Genomic DNA, 24,714 nt, shown 5'->3' on the forward strand with positions numbered 1-24,714 from the left:
GAAAGCATTAACTAAATCATCTGTTCATTATAATTTATAACTACAAAGTACGGAATAATTTAAAAATGTAATTGTCTAAAACAAAATTGAATATAGTTGAAGCTAATTGTAGCGGAATAACGATTAATCTCGTTATATAAACTAACAGTTTATTAATCAACTTAACTCAATCATATCATGGATTCTTTACACCCTTTTCACCAAAATATAGAGCATATTAAGAATGATGCTTCTTCTCGGTTTCTTATTGTAGATAGCGACGATATTAAGCAGGTAGAATCATTGGCAGTGATGTTTCCAAAACTAACCAGTCTGATCAAGAACAACGGTAATAAGAATTTTTTGATCAATTTTCGCGATGAGCAGCAAAGGTCTCTTATCGTAATGGTAGTTTCTAAAAGTAGTATCCCAATGGCAAGTTAAAGGTTCTTTTTTCCTTTTGTTAGGGTTGCACCAAGACTTGCCATGACTACAAATGATACTGCAAGCCATTGAAGTAGGGTCAAATGTTCACTTAAAAACACTATCCCGCATAATGCTGCAGCTGCAGGTTCTAAGCTCATTAAAATGCTAAAAGTACGCGCTGGTAATTTTTTAAGTGCACCAATTTCCAAAGTAAATGGAATGGCGCTTGATAATAATGCCAGCGCACTACCGCTTAAAATCATAATAGGGATAAAATTGCCTAAACCACCACCTACAAAACCAAAGGGAACCACTACAATGGCCGCGAATATCATACCTACCGCTACAGCTTGTTCTCCATCCATAATTTTAGCTATTCGTCCACCCAGAATGATGTAACCTGCCCAAAAACCACCGGCTAATAGTGCAAGTGATGCACCAATTAAATCAATACCCTTTTCATTCCAGGGGGCTATAAAAGCTATACCAATAGCCGCTAATAATACCCAAAAGAAATCTAATACTCTCTTAGACCCGCGTACTGCTAATAAGAGAGGTCCAATAAATTCGAGTGTTACGCCTAAACCCAAAGGAATTCTTTCTATGGCCATATAGAAAATAACATTCATTAAGCCAAGCGATATGCCATAAGGGATAACAGCTTTCCATTGTTTTGCTGTAAGTAGCTTTAAATTTGGCCTGTAAGCTCCTAATAAAATAATTGCAGATAAGCCAATTCTCACGGAAGCAGTACCAGTTGCCCCAAGTGCGGGAAATAAACCCTTGGCTATTGCAGCCCCACCTTGTACACTAACTATGGATAACAATACGGCAGGAAGTGGTGGGATATTTATTAATTTATTATTGGTGCTCATGAATATTGGATAACCTAAGGAAGAGCACGCAAATTTAAGAATTATGGATAAATAAAAAGGCACCGAAATCCATCGGTGCCTTTTTATTTATCAACTAAACCTAAACTATAAATACTAACCAAATATTTATACCACAAATATAAGGCGGATTATTAAAGGCAAATGTTAAGAAATGTTAAACATTGCATCCCTACATTTCAGTATCTTTAATTATTGCTTTTTGTAGCATAATTAAAAATTTTAGCGTCTTAAGGTTATAAAAAAATTATTATTCCTATTGTTGATTGGATTTGCCATGGTAAGCTGCAACATAGCTAAGCAGGCAGGTAGTAAAGGCTTAGTTAAGTTAAGTGGTAAAATTGAAAAGTTAGGGATGACGACATTCCAGTATGGTACGCATATTTTAACAGCTGATGCCAAAACCTATGCATTAAAAAGCGGTAAGGTTGATTTAAATGCTTATGTAGATAAAGAGGTTACTTTAAAAGGAACCAAGATTGATGGTTATCCAATTGAAAATGGTCCGGAGTTAATAGAAGTAGAAGAAGTTACTTCCAAATAGAACAGGAAGCTTTAAAAGGTTATCTTCGCCAAAAAAAGTTTAAATGCTAGAAATTGTATATCAGGATGACCATTTAATTGCGATTAATAAACCTCATGGCTTGCTTGTACACCGCTCGTCGATTGCTAATGATGCGAAAGAATTTGCATTACAGCTTTTAAGAGACCAGATTAACAGGCATGTAAGTCCGGTTCATCGTTTGGACAGGAAAACAGGCGGTTTGCTATTGTTTGCGTTTGAAAAGGATATTGAGATAGCGATGCATCAGCAATTTCAAAATGGTTTGGTTCAAAAGAAATATCTTGCTGTTGTTAGGGGATATGCTCCTGATAGTCTGGATATAGATTATCCGCTTGCTAAGGAGAATGGAACTATTCAGGATGCTTTTACTGCCTTTATAACTTTAAAAAGGGCCGAGTTGGATGTTGCTTTTGGGAAACATAGTACCTCCAGATATTCTTTGGTGGAGGCTACACCAACAACAGGAAGAATGCATCAGCTAAGAAAGCACTTTGCACATATTTTTTATCCTATTATTGGCGACCGTAAGCATGGTTGTAATAAGCAAAATAGACTGTTTAAAGAACAATGGGAAATGACAACAATGTTACTGCATGCATCAGAACTTATATTTAAACACCCAGTAACTAATGAGGAAATTCACCTTAAGGCCCCTCTTCAAGCTGAGTTTATGAGAGTGATGGAATTAATGAAATGGTAAAAGATAATTATGATTAATGTTACTTGTGCTATAATAGTTGATGATGCTAATAAAGTATTGGTTACTCAGCGCAGTGCATCAATGAAATTACCTTTGAAGGTTGAATTTCCGGGAGGAAAAATTGAAGAAGGTGAAACACCTTCTGAATGCCTTGTACGAGAAATAAAAGAGGAGTTAAATTTAGATATCAGAATTCTTTCTGAAATGCCAGCTAACATTCACCACTATGTTGAGTTTTCAATTAATTTGATCCCATTTGTTTGTAAAGTTATTGGAGGCTCTATTGAACTAAGAGAACATGCTTCATATAAATGGTTAGATGCGATGGAACTTTTAGAGCAAGATTGGGCAGAAGCAGATATACCTATCGCTGAAAATTATTTAAATTCTTTAGATACCCATTAACGAGCAATACCTAAAAACGCCCGATATCGAACGTTTAATTTGATATCGGGCATTTTTATTGGCTTTTGTTTTTGTAACTATCTGTTTTGTAGTTATTTAAGTTTGGTATTCGGCTTGTAAAGCTTTGTCAAAATAAACAACCGATGGACAAATCAATTGAAGAAGAAGTTACTGCAAAGAGGAAAAAGAAAACAAGGATAATTGTATTCCTAATACTAGGGATTTTGGTGAGTGGAGTATTTGCTTTACGCGCCTTCATTAGGCCCTCAATTGCTTCTGCTGAATTCACTACATCAGTTGCTGAAACAGGCGATATAGAAAATACAATAAACGCAACTGGAGAAGTGCTTCCCGAATTTGAAGAGGTATTAACCAGCCCAATAAACGCTGCCGTAAGGAATGTAGTTATGGACGCAGGAACAAAGGTAAGGGCTGGACAATCTATTCTTACCCTTGATAAATCATCTGCCGAAACGGACTTTGAAAAACTTAAGTTCCAGATTGAATCTAAAGAAAACGAAATAAGGAAATTAAAGCTTGATCTGGAGAAAACCTTTTATGATATCAACTCGAACAACAACATTAAACAGCTTCGAATTGCAAATTTTAAAGATGCAGTATCTAGTGCCCAAAGGCTATATAAAGCCGGAGGGGAACCAAGGAAGATATTGAGCAGGCTCAGTTAAATTTAAAAGTAGCAGAATTGGAAAAGCAGCAGCTTGAAAATGAGATTAAAAACAAGCAGCAAACCATGAAAATAGAGATTAGAGAAGCCGAGCTAGCTTTAGCTATTCAAAAAAGTGATCTCATAGCCTTAAAGCGTAAGCTTGATCTGGCAAATGTAATTGCCACCCGTGAAGGCGTAGTAACCTGGGTGAATAAAAACATTGGAGCTAGTATAAAAGAAGGCGAATCATTAGCCAGAATTGCAAATTTAAGTAGTTACAAGATAGCAGGAAGTATTTCGGAAAATATGCTTGATCAACTTCACAATAGCATGCCGGTAATTATCAGAATAAATGATACTCAGCTTAGAGGATCTATTGCAAGTATTTCTCCGGCAGTAAACAACTCAATTGTTTCATTTGAAATTCAACTTGAGGAAAAGAATAATAAACTGCTTAGACCAAATATGAAAGTTGATGTTTTTGTAATTACAGAGACCAGGAGTAAGGTACTTAGAGTAAGTAATGGGCCAGCTTTTAAAGGCTCAAATGAGCAAGAGGTTTTTGTGTTGAGTAATGGAAAAGCAGTGCGACGAAATGTAAAGACCGGACTAAGCAATTTTGATTATGTAGAGATCATTAATGGCATAAAAGCCGGTGAAACGGTAATTACATCTGATATGAGCAAGTATGCATATTCAAAAGAAATCTCAATCACTAAATGATCATAAGCACATGAAAATCAGTTTTACAATCATAATGATCATATGTTGCTTTGATGTTTGGGGCAATGGTATTGAAAATTCAGTCATTACTGCTACTAAAAACGGTACAGATACTTTAAAATTGACATTAAATGAAGTAGTTGAAAAAGCTAAAGCCAATTCTATAGCTGCTAAACAAGCAACTACAGTAAAAGAGACCAAGTATTGGGAATGGCGGACATTTAAGTCTAATTACCAGCCTCAACTGGCGCTAAGTGGTATTTTACCAGGATACAATAAAACATATTCGCAGGTACTGCAGCCTAATGGAACTGTAATTTTTCAGCCCATAAGAAATGATAATTCATCACTGACGCTCGATTTTAGCCAGAGTTTGGCAGCAACAGGAGGTACTATTTATGGTACCACCCAGTTGCAACGTTTTACAGATTTTGACAGAGATAATGTATTGTATAATGGAACACCTTACGGCATTGGATATATACAACCTTTATTGCAGTTTAATAGCTTAAAGTGGGATAAAAGAATAGCACCATTAAAATATAATGAGAGTAAACAGGCCTACATTGAATCTCAGGAGCAAATTTCTGTTACAGTTACGGGGTATTTCTTTGATCTGTTACTTGCTCAGGTAAACCTTCATATTGCAGAAACTAATTATACTAACACGGGCAACATTTTAAACATTGCCAACACTAAGTTTGAATTAGGAAAAATCTCTAAAAATGAGATATTACAGTTGCAACTTGAGCAAGTGAATGCTAAAAAAGCTGTAGGAACGGCTAAAAGAGACATGGAAATTGCAACATTGACCCTAAGGAGTTATGCTGGGATAGAAGGTGATGACAGGATTGTGCTGACAATGCCAGAGGCTGTAAGAGACGTTACAATATCATCAGAAAAAGTTTTAATAGAAGCTTTTGAAAATCGATCTGATGCCATTGCCTTTGTTAGACGTATTGCTGAAGCCAAACGAGATGTTGCTAAAGCTAAAGGAGAAAATGGCCTTACTGCTACATTAAAAGCCAATCTGGGGTTTTCTAATGCAGGCAATAATATATTGGATGTTTACCGTTCGCCTAAAAGTCAGCAATCTGTACAATTGCAGCTGGCCATCCCGGTTCTTGATTGGGGAAGATCTAAATCAAGAACTAAAACAGCGGAAGCCAATCAACAATTTACCATTTACGAAGTGGAGCAGGATAAGCAGACCTTTAAACAACAGATAGTAACGCAGGTAACACTATTTAATATGATGAAAGAGCAGCTGGAATTAACCGCTCAGGCAGATAAGATTGCTTCTGAGAAATATCAGATTGCGAGTGAGCGCTATGTTTTGGGCAACCTGAGTATTACTGATCTGAGTATAGCCTTTCAGGAAAGTGACAGAGCAAAAAGAGATTATGTAGCATCGTTAAGAGATTTTTGGGGAGCATATTATCAGCTAAGGTATTTGTCGCTATACGACTTTGAAAAGAATGAAAAAATAATCTATAAATAAATCTTAATCACTAATTATACATTATGATACGTTTACAAAATATTGAAAAGGTGTATCGCACCGACACTGTTGAAACGCTGGCAATAAATGACATAAGTCTTGATATTGAAAAAGGAGAGTTCCTGTCAATAATGGGGCCTTCGGGATGTGGTAAAAGCACGCTACTTAACATTATGGGTTTACTTGATGAACCATCTAGGGGTAATATTAAAATTGCTGGTGAGGATATTACGAAGTTCTCAGACCAGCAACTGGCTAAATTCAGAAATCAGAAACTTGGATTTATATTTCAGAGCTACCACCTTATAAATGATTTACAAGTTCTGGATAACGTGGAACTTCCATTGCTTTACCGTACGGGATCTGCTAAAGAGCGTAGAGAACTGGCTACTGAAGCTTTGGCAAAGGTAGGATTGAGCAATAGAATTAATCATTTTCCAACGCAGCTTAGCGGAGGGCAGCGCCAGCGTGTAGCAATTGCAAGAGCTATTGTAGGAAGGCCACAAATTATATTGGCTGATGAGCCAACTGGTAACCTGGATAGTGCCATGGGAAATGAGATTATGGATATTCTGATTAACCTGAACAAGAATGATGGCACCACTATAGTAATGGTTACTCACGATGAAAATATGGCACATAAAACTCACCGTCTGGTACGGTTGTTTGATGGCTCACAAGTTCTGTAATTCCTTTAACCATCTGTTTTATGCTTAAAAATTATTTTAAAATAGCCATAGCGGTATTACTCCGCAGAAAGTTTTTCACCTTTATCAGTTTGTTCGGGATCAGTTTCACACTCACCATTCTGATGACCTCAACAGCTCTTGTTGATAATATATTAAGCGCTTCTTATCCGGATTATAAAAGGGATCAGATGCTTTTTGTGACCAGGATGACCAAAAAGAACTCTAAGGAAGGCTGGATAAACAGCAGTTCACTTTCGCTCTATTTCATCAAGCGTTATGTATCAACACTTAAAGTTCCTGATAAAATCGCCTTTTATTCTTTTGGAAACAGTGCAAATTCTTATGTCAATAACAAGAAGATCAGCCTTGAATTTAAATTTACTAATGATGTATACTGGGAGGCGACTGAGTATAAGTTTTTAGAAGGTAAGCCATATACCCGCCAACAGATCGACAATGCGGAGTTTGTTGCTGTAATTTCTGAGCGGACAAAGAAGAGTTATTTTGGTGATGCAGCTAAGGTGGTGGGCAAATATATTGAACTGGACAATGTGAATTACCGTGTAATAGGAGTTGTAAAAGGGGTGCCAAGAACCAACAGAAATTTCTTTGGTGATATATATCTGCCTTACACAGTTTCCAAAACGAAGAATGAGGATCAGGGGCTGATGGGTAATTTTGGAGTTGCACTGGTTGGTAAATCTAAAGCAGACTTGCCCGCAATGCGTTCGGAATATGAAAAGATGCTAAGCAAAGTTCCCCGCGAAAAGGATTATGATAAGCTGTATGCCCATGCAGACGGTGCCATGGAGGGCCTTTCACGTAATTTATTTGGTAATGATGATTCAGCTGGTTTTGGGAAAATGACAGCCATTTTAAGTGGCGTGGTGCTGTTATTTATGCTTCTGCCAACCATTAATCTGGTAAATATCAATATTACACGGATCATGGAAAGATCTTCAGAGATTGGTGTAAGGAAGGCTTTTGGGGCATCTTCAAAGACGCTGGTTTATCAATTCCTGATTGAAAATATTATCCTTACCCTACTTGGAGGAATTCTTGGGGTGGTCTTTTCGTTTATTGCCATTTATGTTTTCAACCAGTCGGGCTTTACGCCGGATTTTGAAGGTTCACTCAATTTCACCGTCCTGTCCATTGGGCTGGGGCTCTGTCTTATATTCGGACTGATGTCTGGTGTATATCCAGCCTGGCGCATGTCAAGGCTCAATGTGGTGGCAGCGTTGAAGGTCAATTAATTATGTTTTTATTTATATAACAAGACATTATCATGTTCAGACATTTATTTAAGTTGATATGGAACAAAAGGAAGCAAAATATCCTGTTCCTTTCCGAGATTTTGGTCTCCTTTCTGGTTATTTTTTCCATATCTTCTATGCTGGTATATTACTACCTCAATTACAGAAAGCCAACTGGTTTTGAGTACGAAAAGGTTTGGGCTATATACTATAGTAATCCGTTAAAAACAAAGGATAAAGATACGTTGGCAACATTCTTTGGCCAGGTAAGATCAACCCTTAGTGCTTTGCCGCAAATTAAGGAAGTGTCGTTTACCGGCAGTAATTTTCCGTACGCAAACAGTAATTCCACTTCAGGTTTTACTTACCAGGGAAAAAAATACAACCGCATCAATTATTTTCAGGTAGACCAGAACTATGATAAAGCGCTGTCTGCAAAAATGGTGGAAGGAAGATGGTTCAATAAAGAAGATGGCATTATGAAAAGCAATCTGATTGTGATCAATGCTACATTAAAGGAAAATATGTTTGGTACTCAGCCGGCCGTGGGCAAGCTCATTGGCGACGACGAGGACAAGAATAAATCAAAGATCGTTGGGGTAATTGAAGATATTAAAACAGGTGGTGATTACTATCCTGCCGGACCGGGTATGTATAAAATGCTTGATTCGGCTTCGTACGAATGGATTAGTGTCATCCTGATTAAGGTTACGGATAATGCAGATGCTGTCTTTGAAAGCAGTTTATCTAAACTGATGGCAAAGAGTATTCCTAATTCAAATATTGGGATTAGTCACCTGACCAATCTACGGGAATCTAAAAATGCGGATACCGTTATTCCGGTTGTTATCTGTAGTACTATTGCTGGGTTCCTGATCATCAATGTGGCACTGGGCTTATTTGGTGTACTCTGGTATAATATCAATCAGCGTAGGGGAGAGATCGGTCTGCGTAGGGCAATTGGTGCCAGCGGGTCATCTGTAGCCTCACAACTCGTTACTGAATCTTTATTTTTAGCTACATTATCGCTCATACTTGGGTCTTTTTTTGCAATCCAGTTCCCATTGCTGAATGTATTTGATTTACCGTCAGCAGTATATTTGATTGCCCTTTTATTGTCTGTACTCTTCATTTATATACTGGTTATTTTATGTTCTCTATACCCAGGAAGACAGGCAGCAGCCATACATCCTGCAATTGCATTGCATGAAGAATAATAACTATATTAACTTTGTATATGATCTTGATTGTAGATGACGATATCGCTGTAAGAACCTCGCTGGCATTGCTCCTTGAGAATGCCGGCAATAAGGTGCTTACTGCTGAAAATGGAGATGATGCACTGAGTATCATCAGTGAACAGGCACCTAGTCTCATCATTCTTGACCTTAATTTTTCTATAGATACTTCAGGAAGAGAGGGAATGGAGCTGCTGAGGAATATCAGGTTGCTGAATGCGGGTGTCCCGGTGATTTTGATTACCGGTTGGGCAAGTATTCAGCTTGCGGTTCAGGGTATGAAACTTGGTGCGAATGATTTTATAAATAAGCCATGGAATAATGAACATGTTTTACAGTCAGTTAAAACATTACTTGAGTTAAATATTACTAAGTCAAAGAATAGTAGTCGTATACAGCTGGATAAACAATATGGTTTTAAACAAATTATTGCCGAAGATCCTCAGATGCTGGCTATACTTGAAACGATAGGACAGGTAGCATCAACTGATGCATCAGTACTTATTTTGGGAGAAAGCGGAACAGGAAAGGAACTGATTGCTGAAGCAATACATGAAAATAGTTTGCGCAGGAATAAGCCATTTGTAAAAGTTAACCTTGGAGGAATATCATCATCATTGTTTGAAAGTGAAATGTTCGGTCATGTAAGAGGGGCATTTACAGATGCAAGATTTGATAGAACGGGTAGGTTTGAAATGTCTAACAAAGGAACTATTTTTTTGGATGAAATAGGAGAGCTCGAAGCCAGCAGTCAGGTTAAATTGCTAAGAGTATTGCAAGACAGGACATATGAAGTATTAGGGAGCAGCCGGAGTAAAACTGTGGATGTCAGGGTGGTGTGTGCAACTAATAAAAATTTAAATGAGATGGTCGGTGCGGGCACTTTCAGAGAGGATTTGTTGTATCGCATCAACCTGATCACCATATATTTACCTCCTTTACGTGAACGATCAGGTGATATCCCGTTATTGGTTAATTTCTTTATTAACAATCTTAAAGAAATTTACAACAGACCATTGTTGTCAATATCTGCCATGGCAATGAAGTGGCTTCAGCAATTAGAACTGCCCGGAAATATAAGGCAATTGAAAAATCTGGTTGAACGGACTATTTTAGTGAGTAAAAATAATGAACTGGGTATAGATGATTTTAAAACCCAATTAGAGCTGTCACCCTCAAAAAAAGTGGATGTGCAAATGCCTGGTGTAGGCAGTATTACACTTGAACAGATGGAGGTTGAAATGGTAAAAAGAGCGATGAGCTTTCATCAAAATAAGATTACCAAAGCCGCTGCATCTCTTGGGATAACAAGAAATTCACTATACCGTAGACTTGAGAAGTATCAGATTCCATTTAATGAAGCCGAAGATTAAACTGAATGAAGTTAAAGACCAAGTATATCCTCTTTATTGTTGTTCTTCATCTTGTCTTTTTAGGATTGAGCTATCTTGTTTTGGAGAGCAATAAGATAATTTTTATTATTTCTGAGGTATTAGTTATTGCTTCTGTTGTGATATCAATAGGGCTTTATAAACAGCTTGTAGAACCTTTGGTTTATCTAAAAGAGGGAATTAATGCTATTAATGATCGCGATTTTAATGTTAAGTTTTTACCTACAGGAAAGAAAGAAACGGATGAATTAATAGATGTATACAATCAAATGATGGATGCTTTGAGAGAAGAAAGAACAAAACAGGAAGAACAGCACTTTTTTCTTGAAAAATTGATTCATACTTCGCCTACAGGTATCGTTATACTTGATTATGATGGCAATTTAAAACAGATTAACCCAAAAGCCGAAGAGATACTTGGTGTTAATCCTGAGGTACTTTTAGCCCAGTTTGAACCCCTTAAGCCAGGTGAGCCCAAAACGATAAGAATTGGAAGTTTACATGCCTATAAAGTTCAGAAATCTCACTTTATAGATAGAGGATTTCCCCGGATGTTTGTGATGATTGAAGAGGTAACTGCCGAAATATTTGAGGCAGAAAAGAATGCTTATGGCAAAGTGATCAGAATGATGGCGCATGAAGTAAATAATACTGTAGGCCCGGTGAATTCCATTATAAATATGGCTTTGGATACAGGCGATATGTGGACTTCACCGGATAAATCTTCATTAAAAAATGCAATGCATGTGGCAGTTGCCAGAAATCAGAACCTGAACCTGTTCATGAGAAATTTTGCAGATCTGGTAAAGCTAATGCCTGTAAACAAACTGCAGGTTGATCTTACGGCTTTAATCTATTCTGTCTCGAATTTTATGGGTATCAAAGCAAAGGAAAATGGTGTGAGCTTTGAATTTGACTTGCCTGACGCTCCATTTTACATTTTGGCTGACTTTCAACAATTGGAACAAGTACTGATCAACATTGTTAAGAATGCAATAGAAGCTATTGATGGGAAGGGAATTGTGAAATTTAGCGTTAATACTAAACAAAAGAGGCTTGAAATTAGCGATAATGGCAGGGGTATATCGGAAGATTTAAATGAACAACTATTTAGCCCGTTTTTTAGCACTAAAAAGGATGGGCAGGGTATTGGCCTGACGCTAGTCAGAGAAATATTACTTAATCATGGTTTCTCATTTTCATTAAAAACGGTAATTGAGGGGCAAACGGATTTTGTTATTCAGCTCAGTTAATCAATAATTTACATGCTTTCTTATTTTGCTTTTTCATTTTGATGTCATAACATTTAGTTCGAGACTTTATCCTGACTATTTTAGTATAATATTCAAAAGTTGAGATGTACCTTTGCCGGCATCCTGAGTAGTAGATCTGGTAGATACCATGATTGTATCGGGATTATGGTAAAAAAGTACATAATGAAACATCAATATTTTAAATACATAGGAGTTGTTATTTTACTATTAACATTTGCTTTTGCTTCAAATGCGCAGCAAACTGTTGTAAACGGTACTGTAACAGACGCCACAACTAAAGAAACTTTACCATATGTATCATTTCTAATTACCGGTACAGAAAAAGGTGGCAGAACGGATGCTGATGGCAAATACAGTATCACTATTAATGATAACCATACACAAATTAAATTCAGTTATGTTGGTTATAAATCAGTTATAAAAACTATTACTCCGGGGAAAGAACAAATAGTAAATGTTGAGTTACCCAGCGAAACAACTCAAATGGACGAAGTTGTAATTACCGCAAGTAAAAGGCCAAAATATAAGAATAAAGATAATCCTGCTGTTGAGCTTATTAGAAACGTTATTGCCAACAAATCAAAGAACCGAATGGATCATTACGATTTTGTTGAATATAAGAAGTACGAACGAATGATGTTCTCTATGAGTAATCTTTCTGATAAGTTTAAAAATAAGAGGATATTCCGTAATTATAAATTTTTGTTTCAAGAACAGGATTCTACTAAAATAGGTGGCAAAACCATGCTTCCTGTGTTTCAGCAAGAGAAACTTTCTGATAATTACTTTCGTAAAAGTCCCGAAAAACTTAAGACCATTATTGTAGCTGATAAGCGGGTTAATTTTGATGAACGTTTTATCGATAATCAGGGTTTAACTACCTATTTCGATAGGATGTATCAAGATATAGATATCTACGACAACAATATTTCGGTAGTAAGTAATCAATTGCTAAGTCCAATTGCCGATGGCGCACCTACGTTCTATAAGTTCTTTATAACAGACACCATTCAAAATCATAATCCAAAACTGGTAGAGCTTTCTTTCATGCCAAGAAATAACACTGACCTTTTATTTGAAGGTAAGCTTTACATCACACTTGATGGAAATTATGCTGTTCAGAATGCATATCTTACTGTAAATAAGGATATCAATTTGAATTTTGTGAGGGCATTAGAAGCAAAGCTAGATTTTGAGCAGAATCCTGACAAGCGCTACCATCTGAGTAAAAGTAACCTGATTGTTGACTTTGGCCTAAGTAAAAAAGGCGGTACTGGATTTACTGGCGAAAGAACTGTGAACTTTAAAGACTATCAGATTAATAAACCACATCCTGATACAACATATTATGGGTCTGCAGTGCCGGTAGTTGTGGCTGATGCAGGTAAAAGATCAGAAGAATTTTGGGCCAATAATCGTCCTGAAGCCCTTAGTCCTACAAATTTAAAAGTTTACAGTAATTTAGATACACTACAAACTATTCCATCTTTTAAGAGAACAATGGATGTAGTGACTCTTTTCTTTGCCGGTTATAAAGATTTTGGGCCTTTTGAGATGGGACCAGTAAATACTTTTTATAGCTTTAATAGTGTAGAAGGGTTTCGCCTGCGTTTAGGAGGCAGAACCACCACCGCACTTAGTAAACGTTATTACTTTGAAACGTATGCGGCATATGGTTTTAATGATACCAAATGGAAGTACTTTTTAAGTGGAACTTATTCATTAAACAATAAATCTATATATGCATTTCCGCAGAACTATTTGAGAGCAAGTTTCCAAAGAGATACGAAAATACCAGGTCAGGAACTTCAGTTTGTACAAGAAGATAATTTCTTGTTGTCGTTTAAAAGGGGAGAGAATGACATGATGTTGTATAATGATTTTTATAGATTAGATTATGTACATGAATTTGAAAATCACTTCTCCTATAGTCTCGGGTTACGTAAATGGAATCAAACTCCAGCCGGTTCTTTGTATTTTGCCAATTCAAGTGAGAATAGTTTAATTAAAACAAACTCTATAAGAACATCAGAAATATCTGTTCAGTTAAGGTATGCACCACATGAAAAATTTTATCAGGGCAAGGTTTACCGTACCCCTCTTGTAGACAAGTACCCTATATTTAATTTCAGATACACTGCAGGTATAAAAGGAGTTTTGGGAGGTGAATATAACTATCATAATTTCATGGGAAGTATTGATAAACGTTTTTATCTGTCGCAACTTGGATACACAGATGTAACACTTGAAGGCGCTTACATTGCTGGCAAGGTACCTTTCCCATTGTTATCTATTCACAGGGCAAATCAAACTTATGCTTATCAATTGCAATCGTACAACCTCATGAACTTTCTGGAGTTTGTCAGCGACCATTATGCAAGTATCAATATAGATCAGAATTTTAATGGTTTCTTTTTTAATAAAGTGCCTTTATTAAAAAAACTGAAGCTAAGAGAGGTAATGTCGTTTAAGGCATTGTACGGAGGCTTAAGAAATGAAAATAATCCTGCAGTTAATAACAATGCAATGCAGTTTGTGCTTAATCAGGATGGAGTACCTATAACAAATTCACTAAGCAGAGATCCTTATATTGAGGGTAGTGTTGGTATAGGAAATATCTTTAAATTACTTAGAGTTGATCTTGTAAAACGCTTCACTTACCTGGATAATCCAAATGTTTCTGAGTGGGGAATTCGTGCAAGGGTAAAGTTCGATTTCTAATATACCTTTAAGTATGTAGGGTTATGTTTTTGCGTAACCCAAAAATTCAAGTTCTTCTACCGCTTTTGTTAGATGGGTTTTTCCTCCGGTTAAAACGTAAAGATCGTCGCTGATGTCAATTATGTTTCTAAACATATGGTCAGTAACGAGTAATCCCTTACGATGTTTTTCCTCATTCATCAGTTCCGTAATAGCTTGAATCATTATTGGGCTTAAATGAGAAAACGGTTCATCAAGCATGGCGAATTTAGATTTAGCCTTTAATACAAGATATACTTCAACTAATCTTCGGTTGCCACCAGATAAACTTTTTAAGGAGCTTTTATGGCTCGATTTAAAATCCGGGAAGCGGTTTTCGAATTCAAAAAAGTCCAGATCAAAGTCGTCGAATACTCTTTTTAAAGTTAAAGTTTGTGGTATGAAATTAAACTGAGGAAGATACAGTAGTAAATCAGGCCTCTTATAGGCTGCCTGAACCGTTAAATCGTCAAAGCGAATGGATTTACTGTTAGCGCTTAAATTGCCATAAATAATGTTCATTAAGCATGTTTTACCATTTCCATTTCTGCCGAGCAAACCAGTTATTTTGCCTGTTTCACACTTTAAATAAATATCAGATAAGATCCTTCTTGAACCAAACTCAAGGAATATGCTATCGGCTTCAAGTTTATGGATCATTTAGATACAGAATAAATTAAAAGGGCAATAAAAATGATAAAATCGAAGGTTAGGGTTCCTATCCATAAAGTAAGCTTAGGTATGCCTAAGTTTTGATAGTAATAGAATTCTTTGCTTTTGTAATTATTTATATAATAGATAATTATGCCATAGCTAACCATTTTAAACCAAAATATTAAAGTGAAAGCTTCTGCGCCAAGTTTAAACAGCATGTATGCTGAGACCAGTGTTAATACAAAAGCCGTTGTGAAATAGCTCATGTAAAAAGTAAACATCAGTCTTAATGTTTTAATCTTTAACATATTATCTTTTTATTGCATGATTTGGCGAAATAACTGCTTTAAAATCAATTTATAACACCTTGTTAAATATAATAATAAGTTCCAGGAATACGACTTTTTGACATAGGTAATTGTGTTCCATCATACAATTTCAGGCACTATTTATGTACATAAGCAAGTATAAGAACACGTACCCATGAATATAGAAATTAGAAAATTGACGCTTGAAGATTACAACGACCTTAAGGAATCAATGGAACAGGCTTATGATACACTTGGAGGGCAAATATGGAGCAAACAAACGATTGCTAAACTATTAAAATTATTTCCTGAAGGCCAGTTGTGTATTGCTGTTGATGAGAAAGTAGTGGCCTGTTCATTATCTATTATAGTAGACTATGATGAGTACGGAGATAAACATACCTATCAAATGATAACTGGGAGGTATACATTTTCTACCCATGATCCAAATGGTGATACATTGTATGGAATAGAAATTTTTGTTTCGCCTGAATATCGCGGTTTGCGTTTAGGCCGCAGGCTTTATGAAGCAAGAAAGGAACTTTGTGAAAGCTTAAATTTAAAGAGTATAATTGCTGGCGGACGGATCCCCGGTTATCATGAACATGCTGATACTTTGAGCCCCAGACAATATATTGATAAAGTAAAAGCCAAAGAGCTATATGATTCAACTCTAACGTTTCAACTGTCTAATGACTTTCACGTTAGAAAGGTATTAAAAAACTACCTGCCAGGCGATCATGAATCTAAAGAGTTTGCTACGCTAATTGAGTGGAATAATATTTATTATCAGGGAGTTGATGCCTCGGCGAGATCTGCTAAAACTATTCGTATCGGTTTGGTTCAATGGCAAATGCGTCTTTTTCCTACCATGGATGCTTTTTATGAGCAGGTAGAGTTCTTTGTAGATGCTGTTAGCGGTTATAAATCTGATTTTATCATGTTCCCGGAGCTTTTTAACACACCGCTTCTGCAACCATATAATCACTTGCCTGAAATGGAGGCGATGCGTAAACTCGCAGAACTTACGGAAGAGATTGTTGTTAAAATTCAGGAATATGCTGTATCGTACAATGTGAATATCATTTCGGGCAGTATGCCAATATTGGACGACAATAAGCTATACAATGCCACATACCTTTGCCACAGAAATGGAAAAACAGAAGAATACAGGAAGATACATATTACTCCGAATGAACAGAAATATTATGGTATGGTTGGGGGCGATAAAATCCAGGTATTTGATACCGACTGCGGAAAAGTAGGAATCTTGATTTGTTATGATGTCGAATTTCCTGAGTTAAGCCGCATATATGCCGATCAGGGGATGCAAATATTATTTGTTCCATTTCTTACAGATACTCAAAATGGATACACCAGAGTAAGACGATGTGCACAAGCAAGAGCAATAGAAAACGAATGCTACGTGGCTATTGCAGGGTGTGTGGGTAATTTACCTAAAGTAAACAATATGGATATTCAGTTTGCGCAATCTGCTGTATTTACACCTTCAGACTTTGCTTTTCCTACAAATGCAGTTAAAGCTGAAGCAACACCAAATACAGAAATGATGTTGGTAGTAGATGTTGATCTTCACCTACTTGATGAAATTCATCATTTTGGCACTGTTAGAATACTTAAAGACAGAAGGAATGATCTTTATGAAGTTCGTTTACTTAAATAGATCTGTAAAGGTCCCTTAAGAATTTGCTCAATCAATAAGTATCTTGCGTCCTTCTTTAGCAGATCGCTTAGCTGCCTCCAATATTTTTACCACAATAACGTTATTACTTAGTGATGATAGATCATTTTCGGATTTAATTTCATTTTTTAGCAGTGCAGCAAGATAATTGAGGTGGTTGCTGTAAACCGGCGCCAGGGATTTTACTTCTTCAACCTGATAGCTGGTTCTCTCTTCCTTGGTACGAAGTGTATTTGAGTTTACTGCTTGTATGTATCCCGTCTTTCCAAATACTTCCATGTCTTTAATGCTAAATGGCCAGTTCCATGATGCTTCAATTATGCCGGTTGCCGTCGGATATTCCAGTAATATTGTAGCATCATCGTCAACATTAGGATATACATCTTTTTTTATTTGATGTGTTATCGCGGTAACCGAAATAGGGGCTTTGCCGTTCATTAACCAGGTCATAAGGTTTGCACCATAGCAGCCAAAATCTATAATTGCACCGCCACCATTCTTTTTTGGATCGGTAAGCCAGTTTAAAAACTCTTTGCTTACACCAATTTCTTTAGGTCCCTGATGACCATCATGTGCAACTATTTTTCTAATGTCGCCAATAGCATTATTTTGTTTAATTCGCTTGTAGGCTTCCTGATTGCTTGGATACCAGGTGGTTTCATAATTGGTTAATAAATGGATTTTATATTGCTTGGCAAGAGCGGTCATACGTTCAGCATGTTTTACCGATACTGCTAAAGGTTTTTCCACCATAACTGAAATACCCAGCGGAGCGGCTGCCTCTACAACCATTAAATGATCCTCAATGGCATTATAAGCAAGTACTGCATCAGGTTTACGATGTTTCAACAGTTCTTTTAAATCGGTAAAGAATACTGAATCGGCCAGTTTAAACCGGGTTTTATATCTTTCTACCAAAACCGGGTTTTCTTCCGCAATTCCAATAATGTTTACTTCGCCTTTTTTGTAGCTATCCATTATCAGGTTTACGTGATCGTGGCTAAGGCCAGCTAATACAACATTTAATTTGGATTGTGCTTTAATCTGTAAAGAAAAAAATGCCAGCAGGGCAATTGTAATGAACTTTTGCATAAAATAACTCTTAAATATTCTTTATTAACCGAAAAGCAATTTATGAATTATTGACGCTATAATTGAGATATTCTTGTAACAAATCAGGTCAAGTGATTTGAAAAATGTAAATTGAGTTGCTTTAAATTTGTTATGATATGAAGAGTATTATTGTTTTTATAGTTCTTTTAGTTTCCTTTTTAAATGTAGATGCCCAGGCCTTTAAGTATGCCTTTGTTACAGATACACATGTTGGAACTGAAACTGGTGAGGAGGATTTGAGAAGAACAGTAAATGATATTAATCTACAGAATGATCTTGATTTTGTTATTGTTACAGGTGATGTTACCGAGATGGGAACTAAGGCTGAAATTAAGCTTGCCAAGGAGATTTTAAGTGGACTAAAAAAGCCTTGGTATGTTATTCCCGGCAATCATGATACAGGTTGGTCAGAGTCAGGAGGTGTAGACTTTATCCGTGAATTTGGTGATGATAAATTTACCTTCGATCATAATGGTTTCAGATTTATAGCATGCGCATCCGGTCCATATGTTAGGATGTCCGATGGACACATTCCAAGAGACGCTGTAGTTTGGCTAGACGGAGTTTTAAAGAAAACACCAGCAGATATGCCAATTGTATTTATTAATCATTATCCGATAGATAATAGCCTGGATAATTGGTATGAAGCAACAGACAGGATTAAAAAATACAATATTCAATATGCAATTTGTGGTCATGGTCATGCCAATCAGGCAATGGATTTTGAAGGTGTACCTGCAACAATGGGCCGCTCTAATTTGCGTGCTAAAGATAGTATTGGAGGATATAATGTGGTTACTATGAGAGGCGACTCTGCTTTGTTTGCTGTTAAAAAGCCTGGGTCATTATTGGAGCCTAGCTGGCGCAGCATCCCTTTGGGTACATTTGTTGCTAATAGCAGCAGTAAAATAGTAAGGCCGTCCTACGAGATCAACAATACATATTCCCAAGTTAAAAGCGCATGGACTTACCATGCAAGTGCAAATGTAGTGTTAACGCCGGCAGCCGATAAAAAGCTGGTAGTTTTTGGAAATAGCATAGGTGAGGTAGAAGCTTTGTCAATAAAAGATGGCAGTAAAAAGTGGGGATTTAAAACAGGAGGTGCTATTTATTCTTCTCCTGCAATTGCAGGAAAGATTGTTGTATTGGGTTCTGGAGATGGTTTTATTTACGGTTTGGATCTTAATAGTGGAAAGGAAATCTGGAAGATTAAAACTAACGCCTCTGTTTTAGGAACACCCTTAGTTGATGGAAAAGTTGTTTATATAGGCGGAAGTGATCATAATTTTAGAGCCATTGACATTAAAACCGGTAAACAAATCTGGACCTTTGATGGGATCGAGGGTGCAATTGTGGGTAAACCTTTAATATATCAGGGCAAGGTGTTTTTTGGCTCCTGGGGGCGTCATCTGTATGCTTTAGACGAAAATAATGGTAAATTGCTATGGAAATGGAACAATGGGAGTGCTAATCGAATGTTTTCTCCTGCAATGTGTACTCCGGTTGCAAAGGATGGCGTAGTTTACTTTGCTGCACCCGATAGAGTGCTTACTGCTCTTGATGTTAATAATGGCAGTGTTCTTTGGAGGAATAAGGAAGCAACGGTTAGGGAATCAATTGGAATGTCTGAAGATGGGGCGCTTATTTTTGGTAAAACAATGAATGATGAGGTGGTGGCATATCGGACACAAACTACAGACCCTGGTATTCTCTGGCGTTTAAATATGGGTTTCGGATATGAGCATACACCGTCTATGCTAATTGCAAAAGACAAGCAGGTTTTCTTTGGAACCAGAAACGGAGTGGTTTATGCATTTGATCCGTATATTCAGAAAACTGTTTGGGCCCATAAGGTTGATAACTCTATGGTAAACACAGTAAATGTTATTAATAAAAAATCTGTGTTACTGGCAACAATGGATGGTGTTGTAACATTACTTACTATTAAGTAATTTATTCATCAACCTTACTCCATATTTCATAGATTTTAGTGCCTTTACTGCTTAATCCACTGTGGTGCCATTTGCCATCCTGTAGCTTGCCATCAAAAACCAATGAAACACCAACACGACTGTTATCTCTTGAGAAAAACTCTATTTGCTCTGTATATTTTCCATCTTTAAAAGTATAGGAACCACCTCCGGTACCTGAGAATTCCTTTTTCTCAGGATCAATAGCCACCCATTGAAATTTCTTTCCTGTAAGCATTTTGTAAGTTTGTCGGGAACCAGTCTGATGAATATCTGCAACCTTACCGTCTTCCTGCATTCTGCCTGTTATTCTCCACACACCAGCAAGTGGTGCTTTGCCATCATCTACACGGTTAAAGCTAACATTTCCATCCGGCACATCCATTGATAGTTTATCACCAGAAACTTCATAGGGAACACTTAATTCTCCACCTACATTAGATGAGTCTGAACTATTAAAAAAAACTTTTCCCTTAATGGTTCCGTTACTTACTTCATAGCTTCCTCCGCGAGACATGATGAATTTATCTGCCTGATGTATGGTATGTATAAAATACCCATCTTCAAAAAAAAGTTGATGTTGGTCTGCTCCATTACTGAATTCCCATGCTCCGTTAAGGAGACCAGTTTGGGCCTGTACAGAGGTTAATGAAACACTGATAGCAAGTACTAATAAGATGATGTGCCTTTTCATAATAGTTTAGTTTATAAGTGATTGAAATAAAGATAAAAAACATTCTATGGTTTTTTGTTTTATCTACAGTATTTCTTCAGAATTTCATTTCACCTTTGGTTTGATCTTATCAGGAGTGGATTATAATTGTAAAAAAGATGTATAGGAAACTATTAATTGTAATGGTATTGTTAATAATGCCACAACTTATTTTTGCCCAGGTGCAAGATACAATACAGAGAGAAATTAATAGCAGAGATGATTATAAACCCAAAGCAAGCGCTTTTATTATCCCGGCAGTATTTATTGGTTATGGGGTGGTATCATTAACCGGCGATAATGTGATCAGACGACTTGATTATACTACGAAAAATGAGCTGCAGGAAGATCATCCTCTATTTGCTGCTCATGCAGATGATTACATGCAATTTGCTCCTGCTACTGCGGTTTACGGGCTTAATTTATTAGGTATAAAGGGGAAACATTCATTACTTGATGCAACCGGCTTGTATGTATTATCATCCGCAATTATGGGGGGCACAGTAACAGTTTTAAAGAAATCTACACACAGACTGAGGCCTAACAGCTCTGGATACACATCATTCCCTTCTGGTCATACTGCTAATGCATTTGCTGCGGCCGAATTCTTAAAACAAGAATATAGGGATGTATCTCCATGGTATGGTTTTGCAGGTTATACGGTGGCAACTGCAACAGGGATATTAAGAACTTATAACAATAAGCACTGGGTTAGTGATGTTGTTGCAGGTGCCGGCTTTGGTATTCTTTCTACTAAATTATCATACTATTTATATCCTAAACTGAAAAAACTACTTACTGGAAAGGGGAATTTTAATTATACAGCTGCACCATATTATCAGCAACAAACTGTAGGTTTTTCATTAAGTGGAACATTTTAGAATCATATTTATTCTACTCCTTTAACTTTCATTGGAAGTGTATATATAGTTTTACGAGCAGTAATAAATAATATGTTCTTGTCCTTTCCTGCAAAACATACATTGCTTGGTCCGTCTTTTATCTTTAGTTCAGCAATCAGTTCTCCTCCAGGATTGTATATAAAAACACCTTGCCCTAAAGTAAGGTAAATATTACCCTTTTCATCAAGAGTCATTCCGTCAGATCCTTTACTGATAATCAATTGTTTTTCTGTTAACTCACCATTTTTTTCGATGGCATATTTATAAGTTTTCCCTGCATTAATATCAGATACATATAAATATTTACCATCAGGTGTGCCTACAATACCATTTGGTTTAACCAAGCCACTGGCAGCAACTTTTATCTTTTTACTTCCTTTAGGCAGATAATAAACGTCATTCTCACTTAAATCCGGAGCTGTTCTTTGCCAGTAATCACGTTGATAATAAGGATCCGTGAAATAAAGATCTCCGTTTGGGTGAATCCAAATATCATTAGGCCCATTAAATTGCTTACCATTAAAATTATTAATTAGAACCTTTACTTTTCCCGATGGGCTTACTGACCATAATTGCCCTTTTTCATCTGCACAGGTAATTAGGTTTCCTTTTTTGTCGAAGTACGTGCCATTGGCTCTGCCTGTTTTATCCAGGAAAATGGAAAGTTTTCCGTCTGTGTCATATTTCCATATTTTATCATTGGGCTGATCTGTAAAAAATACATTTCCCTTTTTATCAACAGAGCAACCCTCTGTAAAACTGAAATCAGATGATACAAGTTTAGCATCGTCCGCTGCAAATAGATTGCTTGGATGTGAGGTTAGATTTTGTGCGAATAGGGTAGATGATGAAACGGAGAGGAGAAAGGCAAGGATACTAAAATGTTTAATTTTCATGTTCATTTGTTTGTGCGTTGATAATATGTTTATGGTCTCTTTGACCATATAGAGGTATAGAATAAGTTTGTTGGTTAATTTTTTTGGCGAATTAATTTCAATCTATGTAGGTTGACAATAGATTTTTTGTCGTCTCGCTTAAAATGTATGGTTATTGCATTTTTAAAATCATCCAGATTGATATCGCAGAAATAGGAGTTTGGATAAGATGTACGTTTATCGGCATAGAAAGAAATAGGGTCACTTACTAATTTTTGCCTTTGCCATATGGTAATTTCAGCACCATCATCAGATTTTTCCATGTCAGCATACAATTTGTAGTGGCCTTTTGGAAGTTCACTAAGATCTATCTTTACTTGTCCGCCATTGGTGGAATGCAAGATGTTTCCGTCTATTTTTACTGCACCCCCAATAGTATATTGCATTAATTGAGGATAAACCATAAGCGTATCTGGTATATATACAGTGGTTAGATCTTTATTTGGTAAGATAACACTGTTATGAACTTGTTTGTTTGCGTAATAGAATGCAACAGAAGTATAGTCACCAGGCTTATTGTTGTTTTCGGGGCCGTGTTCAATGGTATGGGTAATTTCTCTTTCAAAAGGCATTTTATCAGATATGAATAACCTGTAACCTCCGGTTCTTGCATATGGTAAAGAATAATCAAGAGAGCCATGAAGTGGTAAGCTCATTTTTCTATCCCATCGGTCAAGTAGTGCATACCAGCCGCCGTTAAAGTAATCTTCCGAGCCAGTCCCGTGCATTCTCATCTCGCCATCAATGCGTGTCACATCATCTCCCTCAAAGAATAATGTCATTCCCGGATTAAGCCCTTGTGCCTGTAAAATTGTTCCAACGTAGTGCCCTTTACCTTTGCCTTCTAAGAAAAGATGAGGTTTACCTGGTTGGGTATTTTTATCTGGATTCCAAAAGGCGTAAAATTTACCTTCTTTTAAAGGTTCATATTTTCTGTTGTCAAAAAACACATCTGCTTCTATTTTTATTGGGCTTGGGGTGGTGCCAGATGCACCCTGAATTTGTAAAAGTTCTATTTTTGCCTTTCCATTAAAAGGCATCGGAAAGTAACAATAATTTGCATTATCTGCAGAGCCAAGAAGCAAACTCTGCATGGATTCTTTTCCAAAAGCATATCCGAAAAAATCGGCCACCGGCATAAATACTGATGGCTGTTCATCATCCCAACTTATTTTAATTAAAACGTTTTTGTTTAGACCTCTGAAAGAATCTGCATGATGTATTTTTATTCCGGTTATCCTTCCTCCTTGGTTTATATCTGCTATGGTTACTGGCTTTTCAGTACTTAACATTCCTTCAGTATGAATCAGCTTACCTTCAGGTTTCGTAACATTTCTCCAGTCTTCACTAACCTTAGTTAAAGCCAGTTTTTCTTGCTCAGTAAGCAGCGGGTCGAAATTTTTCACCTGATATTTCTTGGGGTAACTTCTATATTGAATTTGATAGAATTCCATTTTTTTACCTCTAGAAACGATTTTGCAACCGTCTTTAAAAGAAATAGGGAAGTAGCAAAAATAGCCTCCAAGTTCATTGCCTGTTAATGGTGAAATAAATGGAAAAACCTTGCCTGAGAATAAATCTGAAAAACGAATGGAATAGCTCGGCTTTTTTGCTCCACCAAAATAAAAGTCAAGAATTTCATTGTTTGGTGTTGGAGTCCATATCCTGTTGATCACGCCATTGCCTTTAGCTTCAAATATTACTAAAGAGCTGTCGGCATTTTTACGGATAAATGAATATTTACCACTAAAACCATCATCATTGTTTCCAGTTGTATCGTAAGATGAGAATTGTATAATTTTAGTTTCTTCCCAATACTTTGGTAGGTTTTCTATCGAATTCAGTTTATTTAACTCGGTTGTTGTATTTATCTGAACATTCTGAGCTATGGTTTTAATAGCAAGGCTACACAGTAATAAGCATATATAGGTTCGTTTCATCCGCTCAATTTAAATATTTATCATGTAATATT

General features: G+C 36.6%; 23 protein-coding genes. 16 read left to right on the top strand and 7 right to left on the bottom strand.

All coding sequences use genetic code 11. From position 1 onward, the window contains the following. The first annotated feature begins 177 nt into the window (after nucleotides 1–177). On the top strand, nucleotides 178–423 hold the full coding sequence (locus CPT03_RS05680; protein WP_099437928.1) for a hypothetical protein: 246 nt from the start codon (nucleotides 178–180) through the stop codon (nucleotides 421–423). On the opposite strand, the gene CPT03_RS05685 is transcribed toward CPT03_RS05680, so the two are convergent. After that, on the bottom strand, nucleotides 420–1,280 hold the full coding sequence (locus CPT03_RS05685) for an EamA family transporter (RefSeq protein ID WP_099437929.1): 861 nt from the start codon (nucleotides 1,278–1,280) through the stop codon (nucleotides 420–422). The two genes, CPT03_RS05680 and CPT03_RS05685, sit on opposite strands and share 4 nt — an antisense overlap. 295 nt (nucleotides 1,281–1,575) lie before the next feature. On the opposite strand from CPT03_RS05685, the gene CPT03_RS05690 reads away from it, so the two are divergent. From CPT03_RS05690 to CPT03_RS05740, 12 genes are all read left to right on the top strand, one after another. Beyond that, a complete protein-coding gene (locus CPT03_RS05690) occupies nucleotides 1,576–1,842 on the top strand; it encodes a hypothetical protein (protein ID WP_099437930.1) in 267 nt (88 codons plus the stop codon). A 43-nt stretch (nucleotides 1,843–1,885) separates the two neighbouring features. Then, the gene (locus tag CPT03_RS05695; RefSeq protein WP_099437931.1) at nucleotides 1,886–2,563 is read left to right on the top strand and encodes a pseudouridine synthase; all 678 of its coding nucleotides are present in this window, start codon (nucleotides 1,886–1,888) and stop codon (nucleotides 2,561–2,563) included. 9 nt (nucleotides 2,564–2,572) lie between these two features. After that, a complete protein-coding gene (locus tag CPT03_RS05700; RefSeq protein ID WP_099437932.1) occupies nucleotides 2,573–2,968 on the top strand; it encodes a (deoxy)nucleoside triphosphate pyrophosphohydrolase in 396 nt (131 codons plus the stop codon). Between the two features lie 143 nt (nucleotides 2,969–3,111). Beyond that, nucleotides 3,112–3,654: an HlyD family efflux transporter periplasmic adaptor subunit gene (locus CPT03_RS22935; RefSeq protein WP_216641609.1), complete on the top strand. Its 543-nt coding sequence runs from the start codon at nucleotides 3,112–3,114 to the stop codon at nucleotides 3,652–3,654. A 17-nt stretch (nucleotides 3,655–3,671) separates the two neighbouring features. After that, entirely contained in the window at nucleotides 3,672–4,358 is a 687-nt protein-coding gene (locus CPT03_RS22940) for an efflux RND transporter periplasmic adaptor subunit (protein WP_216641610.1), read from the top strand. A gap of 10 nt (nucleotides 4,359–4,368) precedes the next feature. Next, a complete protein-coding gene (locus CPT03_RS05710) occupies nucleotides 4,369–5,859 on the top strand; it encodes a TolC family protein (RefSeq protein WP_216641611.1) in 1,491 nt (496 codons plus the stop codon). Nucleotides 5,860–5,882: 23 nt separating this feature from the next. Next, complete coding sequence (locus CPT03_RS05715; protein ID WP_099437933.1) at nucleotides 5,883–6,548, top strand: ABC transporter ATP-binding protein; 666 nt, start codon at nucleotides 5,883–5,885, stop codon at nucleotides 6,546–6,548. Between the two features lie 20 nt (nucleotides 6,549–6,568). Continuing rightward, nucleotides 6,569–7,804, top strand: a complete 1,236-nt coding sequence (locus CPT03_RS05720; RefSeq protein ID WP_099437934.1) for an ABC transporter permease — start codon at nucleotides 6,569–6,571, stop codon at nucleotides 7,802–7,804. Nucleotides 7,805–7,836: 32 nt separating this feature from the next. After that, nucleotides 7,837–9,021: an ABC transporter permease gene (locus CPT03_RS05725; RefSeq protein WP_099437935.1), complete on the top strand. Its 1,185-nt coding sequence runs from the start codon at nucleotides 7,837–7,839 to the stop codon at nucleotides 9,019–9,021. A gap of 20 nt (nucleotides 9,022–9,041) precedes the next feature. Beyond that, nucleotides 9,042–10,415, top strand: a complete 1,374-nt coding sequence (locus CPT03_RS05730; RefSeq protein ID WP_099437936.1) for a sigma-54-dependent transcriptional regulator — start codon at nucleotides 9,042–9,044, stop codon at nucleotides 10,413–10,415. A gap of 5 nt (nucleotides 10,416–10,420) precedes the next feature. Further along, nucleotides 10,421–11,686, top strand: coding sequence for a sensor histidine kinase (locus tag CPT03_RS05735; RefSeq protein WP_099437937.1), 1,266 nt, complete (start codon nucleotides 10,421–10,423; stop codon nucleotides 11,684–11,686). Between the two features lie 183 nt (nucleotides 11,687–11,869). Then, entirely contained in the window at nucleotides 11,870–14,428 is a 2,559-nt protein-coding gene (locus CPT03_RS05740) for a DUF5686 and carboxypeptidase-like regulatory domain-containing protein (protein WP_099437938.1), read from the top strand. 21 nt (nucleotides 14,429–14,449) lie between these two features. Here CPT03_RS05740 and CPT03_RS05745 read toward each other — a convergent pair whose 3' ends face one another. Together CPT03_RS05745 and CPT03_RS05750 are read right to left on the bottom strand one after the other, a co-directional pair. Then, complete coding sequence (locus CPT03_RS05745) at nucleotides 14,450–15,106, bottom strand: ATP-binding cassette domain-containing protein (RefSeq protein ID WP_099437939.1); 657 nt, start codon at nucleotides 15,104–15,106, stop codon at nucleotides 14,450–14,452. Continuing rightward, the gene (locus CPT03_RS05750) at nucleotides 15,103–15,408 is read right to left on the bottom strand and encodes a hypothetical protein (RefSeq protein ID WP_099437940.1); all 306 of its coding nucleotides are present in this window, start codon (nucleotides 15,406–15,408) and stop codon (nucleotides 15,103–15,105) included. Before CPT03_RS05750 ends, CPT03_RS05745 begins: the two co-directional genes overlap by 4 nt. Before the next feature lie 175 nt (nucleotides 15,409–15,583). Here CPT03_RS05750 and CPT03_RS05755 point away from each other — a divergent pair, with 175 nt between their 5' ends. Continuing rightward, nucleotides 15,584–17,092, top strand: coding sequence for a bifunctional GNAT family N-acetyltransferase/carbon-nitrogen hydrolase family protein (locus tag CPT03_RS05755; RefSeq protein WP_099437941.1), 1,509 nt, complete (start codon nucleotides 15,584–15,586; stop codon nucleotides 17,090–17,092). 27 nt (nucleotides 17,093–17,119) lie between these two features. On the opposite strand, the gene CPT03_RS05760 is transcribed toward CPT03_RS05755, so the two are convergent. Next, on the bottom strand, nucleotides 17,120–18,202 hold the full coding sequence (locus CPT03_RS05760) for a Gfo/Idh/MocA family protein (RefSeq protein ID WP_099437942.1): 1,083 nt from the start codon (nucleotides 18,200–18,202) through the stop codon (nucleotides 17,120–17,122). 137 nt (nucleotides 18,203–18,339) lie between these two features. On the opposite strand from CPT03_RS05760, the gene CPT03_RS05765 reads away from it, so the two are divergent. Further along, entirely contained in the window at nucleotides 18,340–20,175 is a 1,836-nt protein-coding gene (locus CPT03_RS05765; RefSeq protein ID WP_099437943.1) for a PQQ-binding-like beta-propeller repeat protein, read from the top strand. Between the two features lies 1 nt (nucleotide 20,176). Here the strand turns inward: CPT03_RS05765 and CPT03_RS05770 are convergent, their stop codons facing one another. After that, nucleotides 20,177–20,887: a membrane or secreted protein gene (locus CPT03_RS05770; protein ID WP_099437944.1), complete on the bottom strand. Its 711-nt coding sequence runs from the start codon at nucleotides 20,885–20,887 to the stop codon at nucleotides 20,177–20,179. Nucleotides 20,888–21,024: 137 nt separating this feature from the next. Between CPT03_RS05770 and CPT03_RS05775 the strand changes: the two genes are divergently transcribed. Beyond that, complete coding sequence (locus tag CPT03_RS05775; RefSeq protein WP_245869984.1) at nucleotides 21,025–21,786, top strand: phosphatase PAP2 family protein; 762 nt, start codon at nucleotides 21,025–21,027, stop codon at nucleotides 21,784–21,786. Between the two features lie 8 nt (nucleotides 21,787–21,794). Here CPT03_RS05775 and CPT03_RS05780 read toward each other — a convergent pair whose 3' ends face one another. After that, nucleotides 21,795–22,703, bottom strand: a complete 909-nt coding sequence (locus tag CPT03_RS05780; RefSeq protein WP_245869985.1) for an SMP-30/gluconolactonase/LRE family protein — start codon at nucleotides 22,701–22,703, stop codon at nucleotides 21,795–21,797. 74 nt (nucleotides 22,704–22,777) lie between these two features. Next, entirely contained in the window at nucleotides 22,778–24,682 is a 1,905-nt protein-coding gene (locus CPT03_RS05785; RefSeq protein ID WP_099437946.1) for a glycoside hydrolase family 172 protein, read from the bottom strand. Nucleotides 24,683–24,714: the final 32 nt, after the last annotated feature.

The sequence above is a fragment of the Pedobacter ginsengisoli genome, assembly GCF_002736205.1.
Taxonomy (GTDB): Bacteria; Bacteroidota; Bacteroidia; order Sphingobacteriales; family Sphingobacteriaceae; genus Pedobacter; species Pedobacter ginsengisoli_A.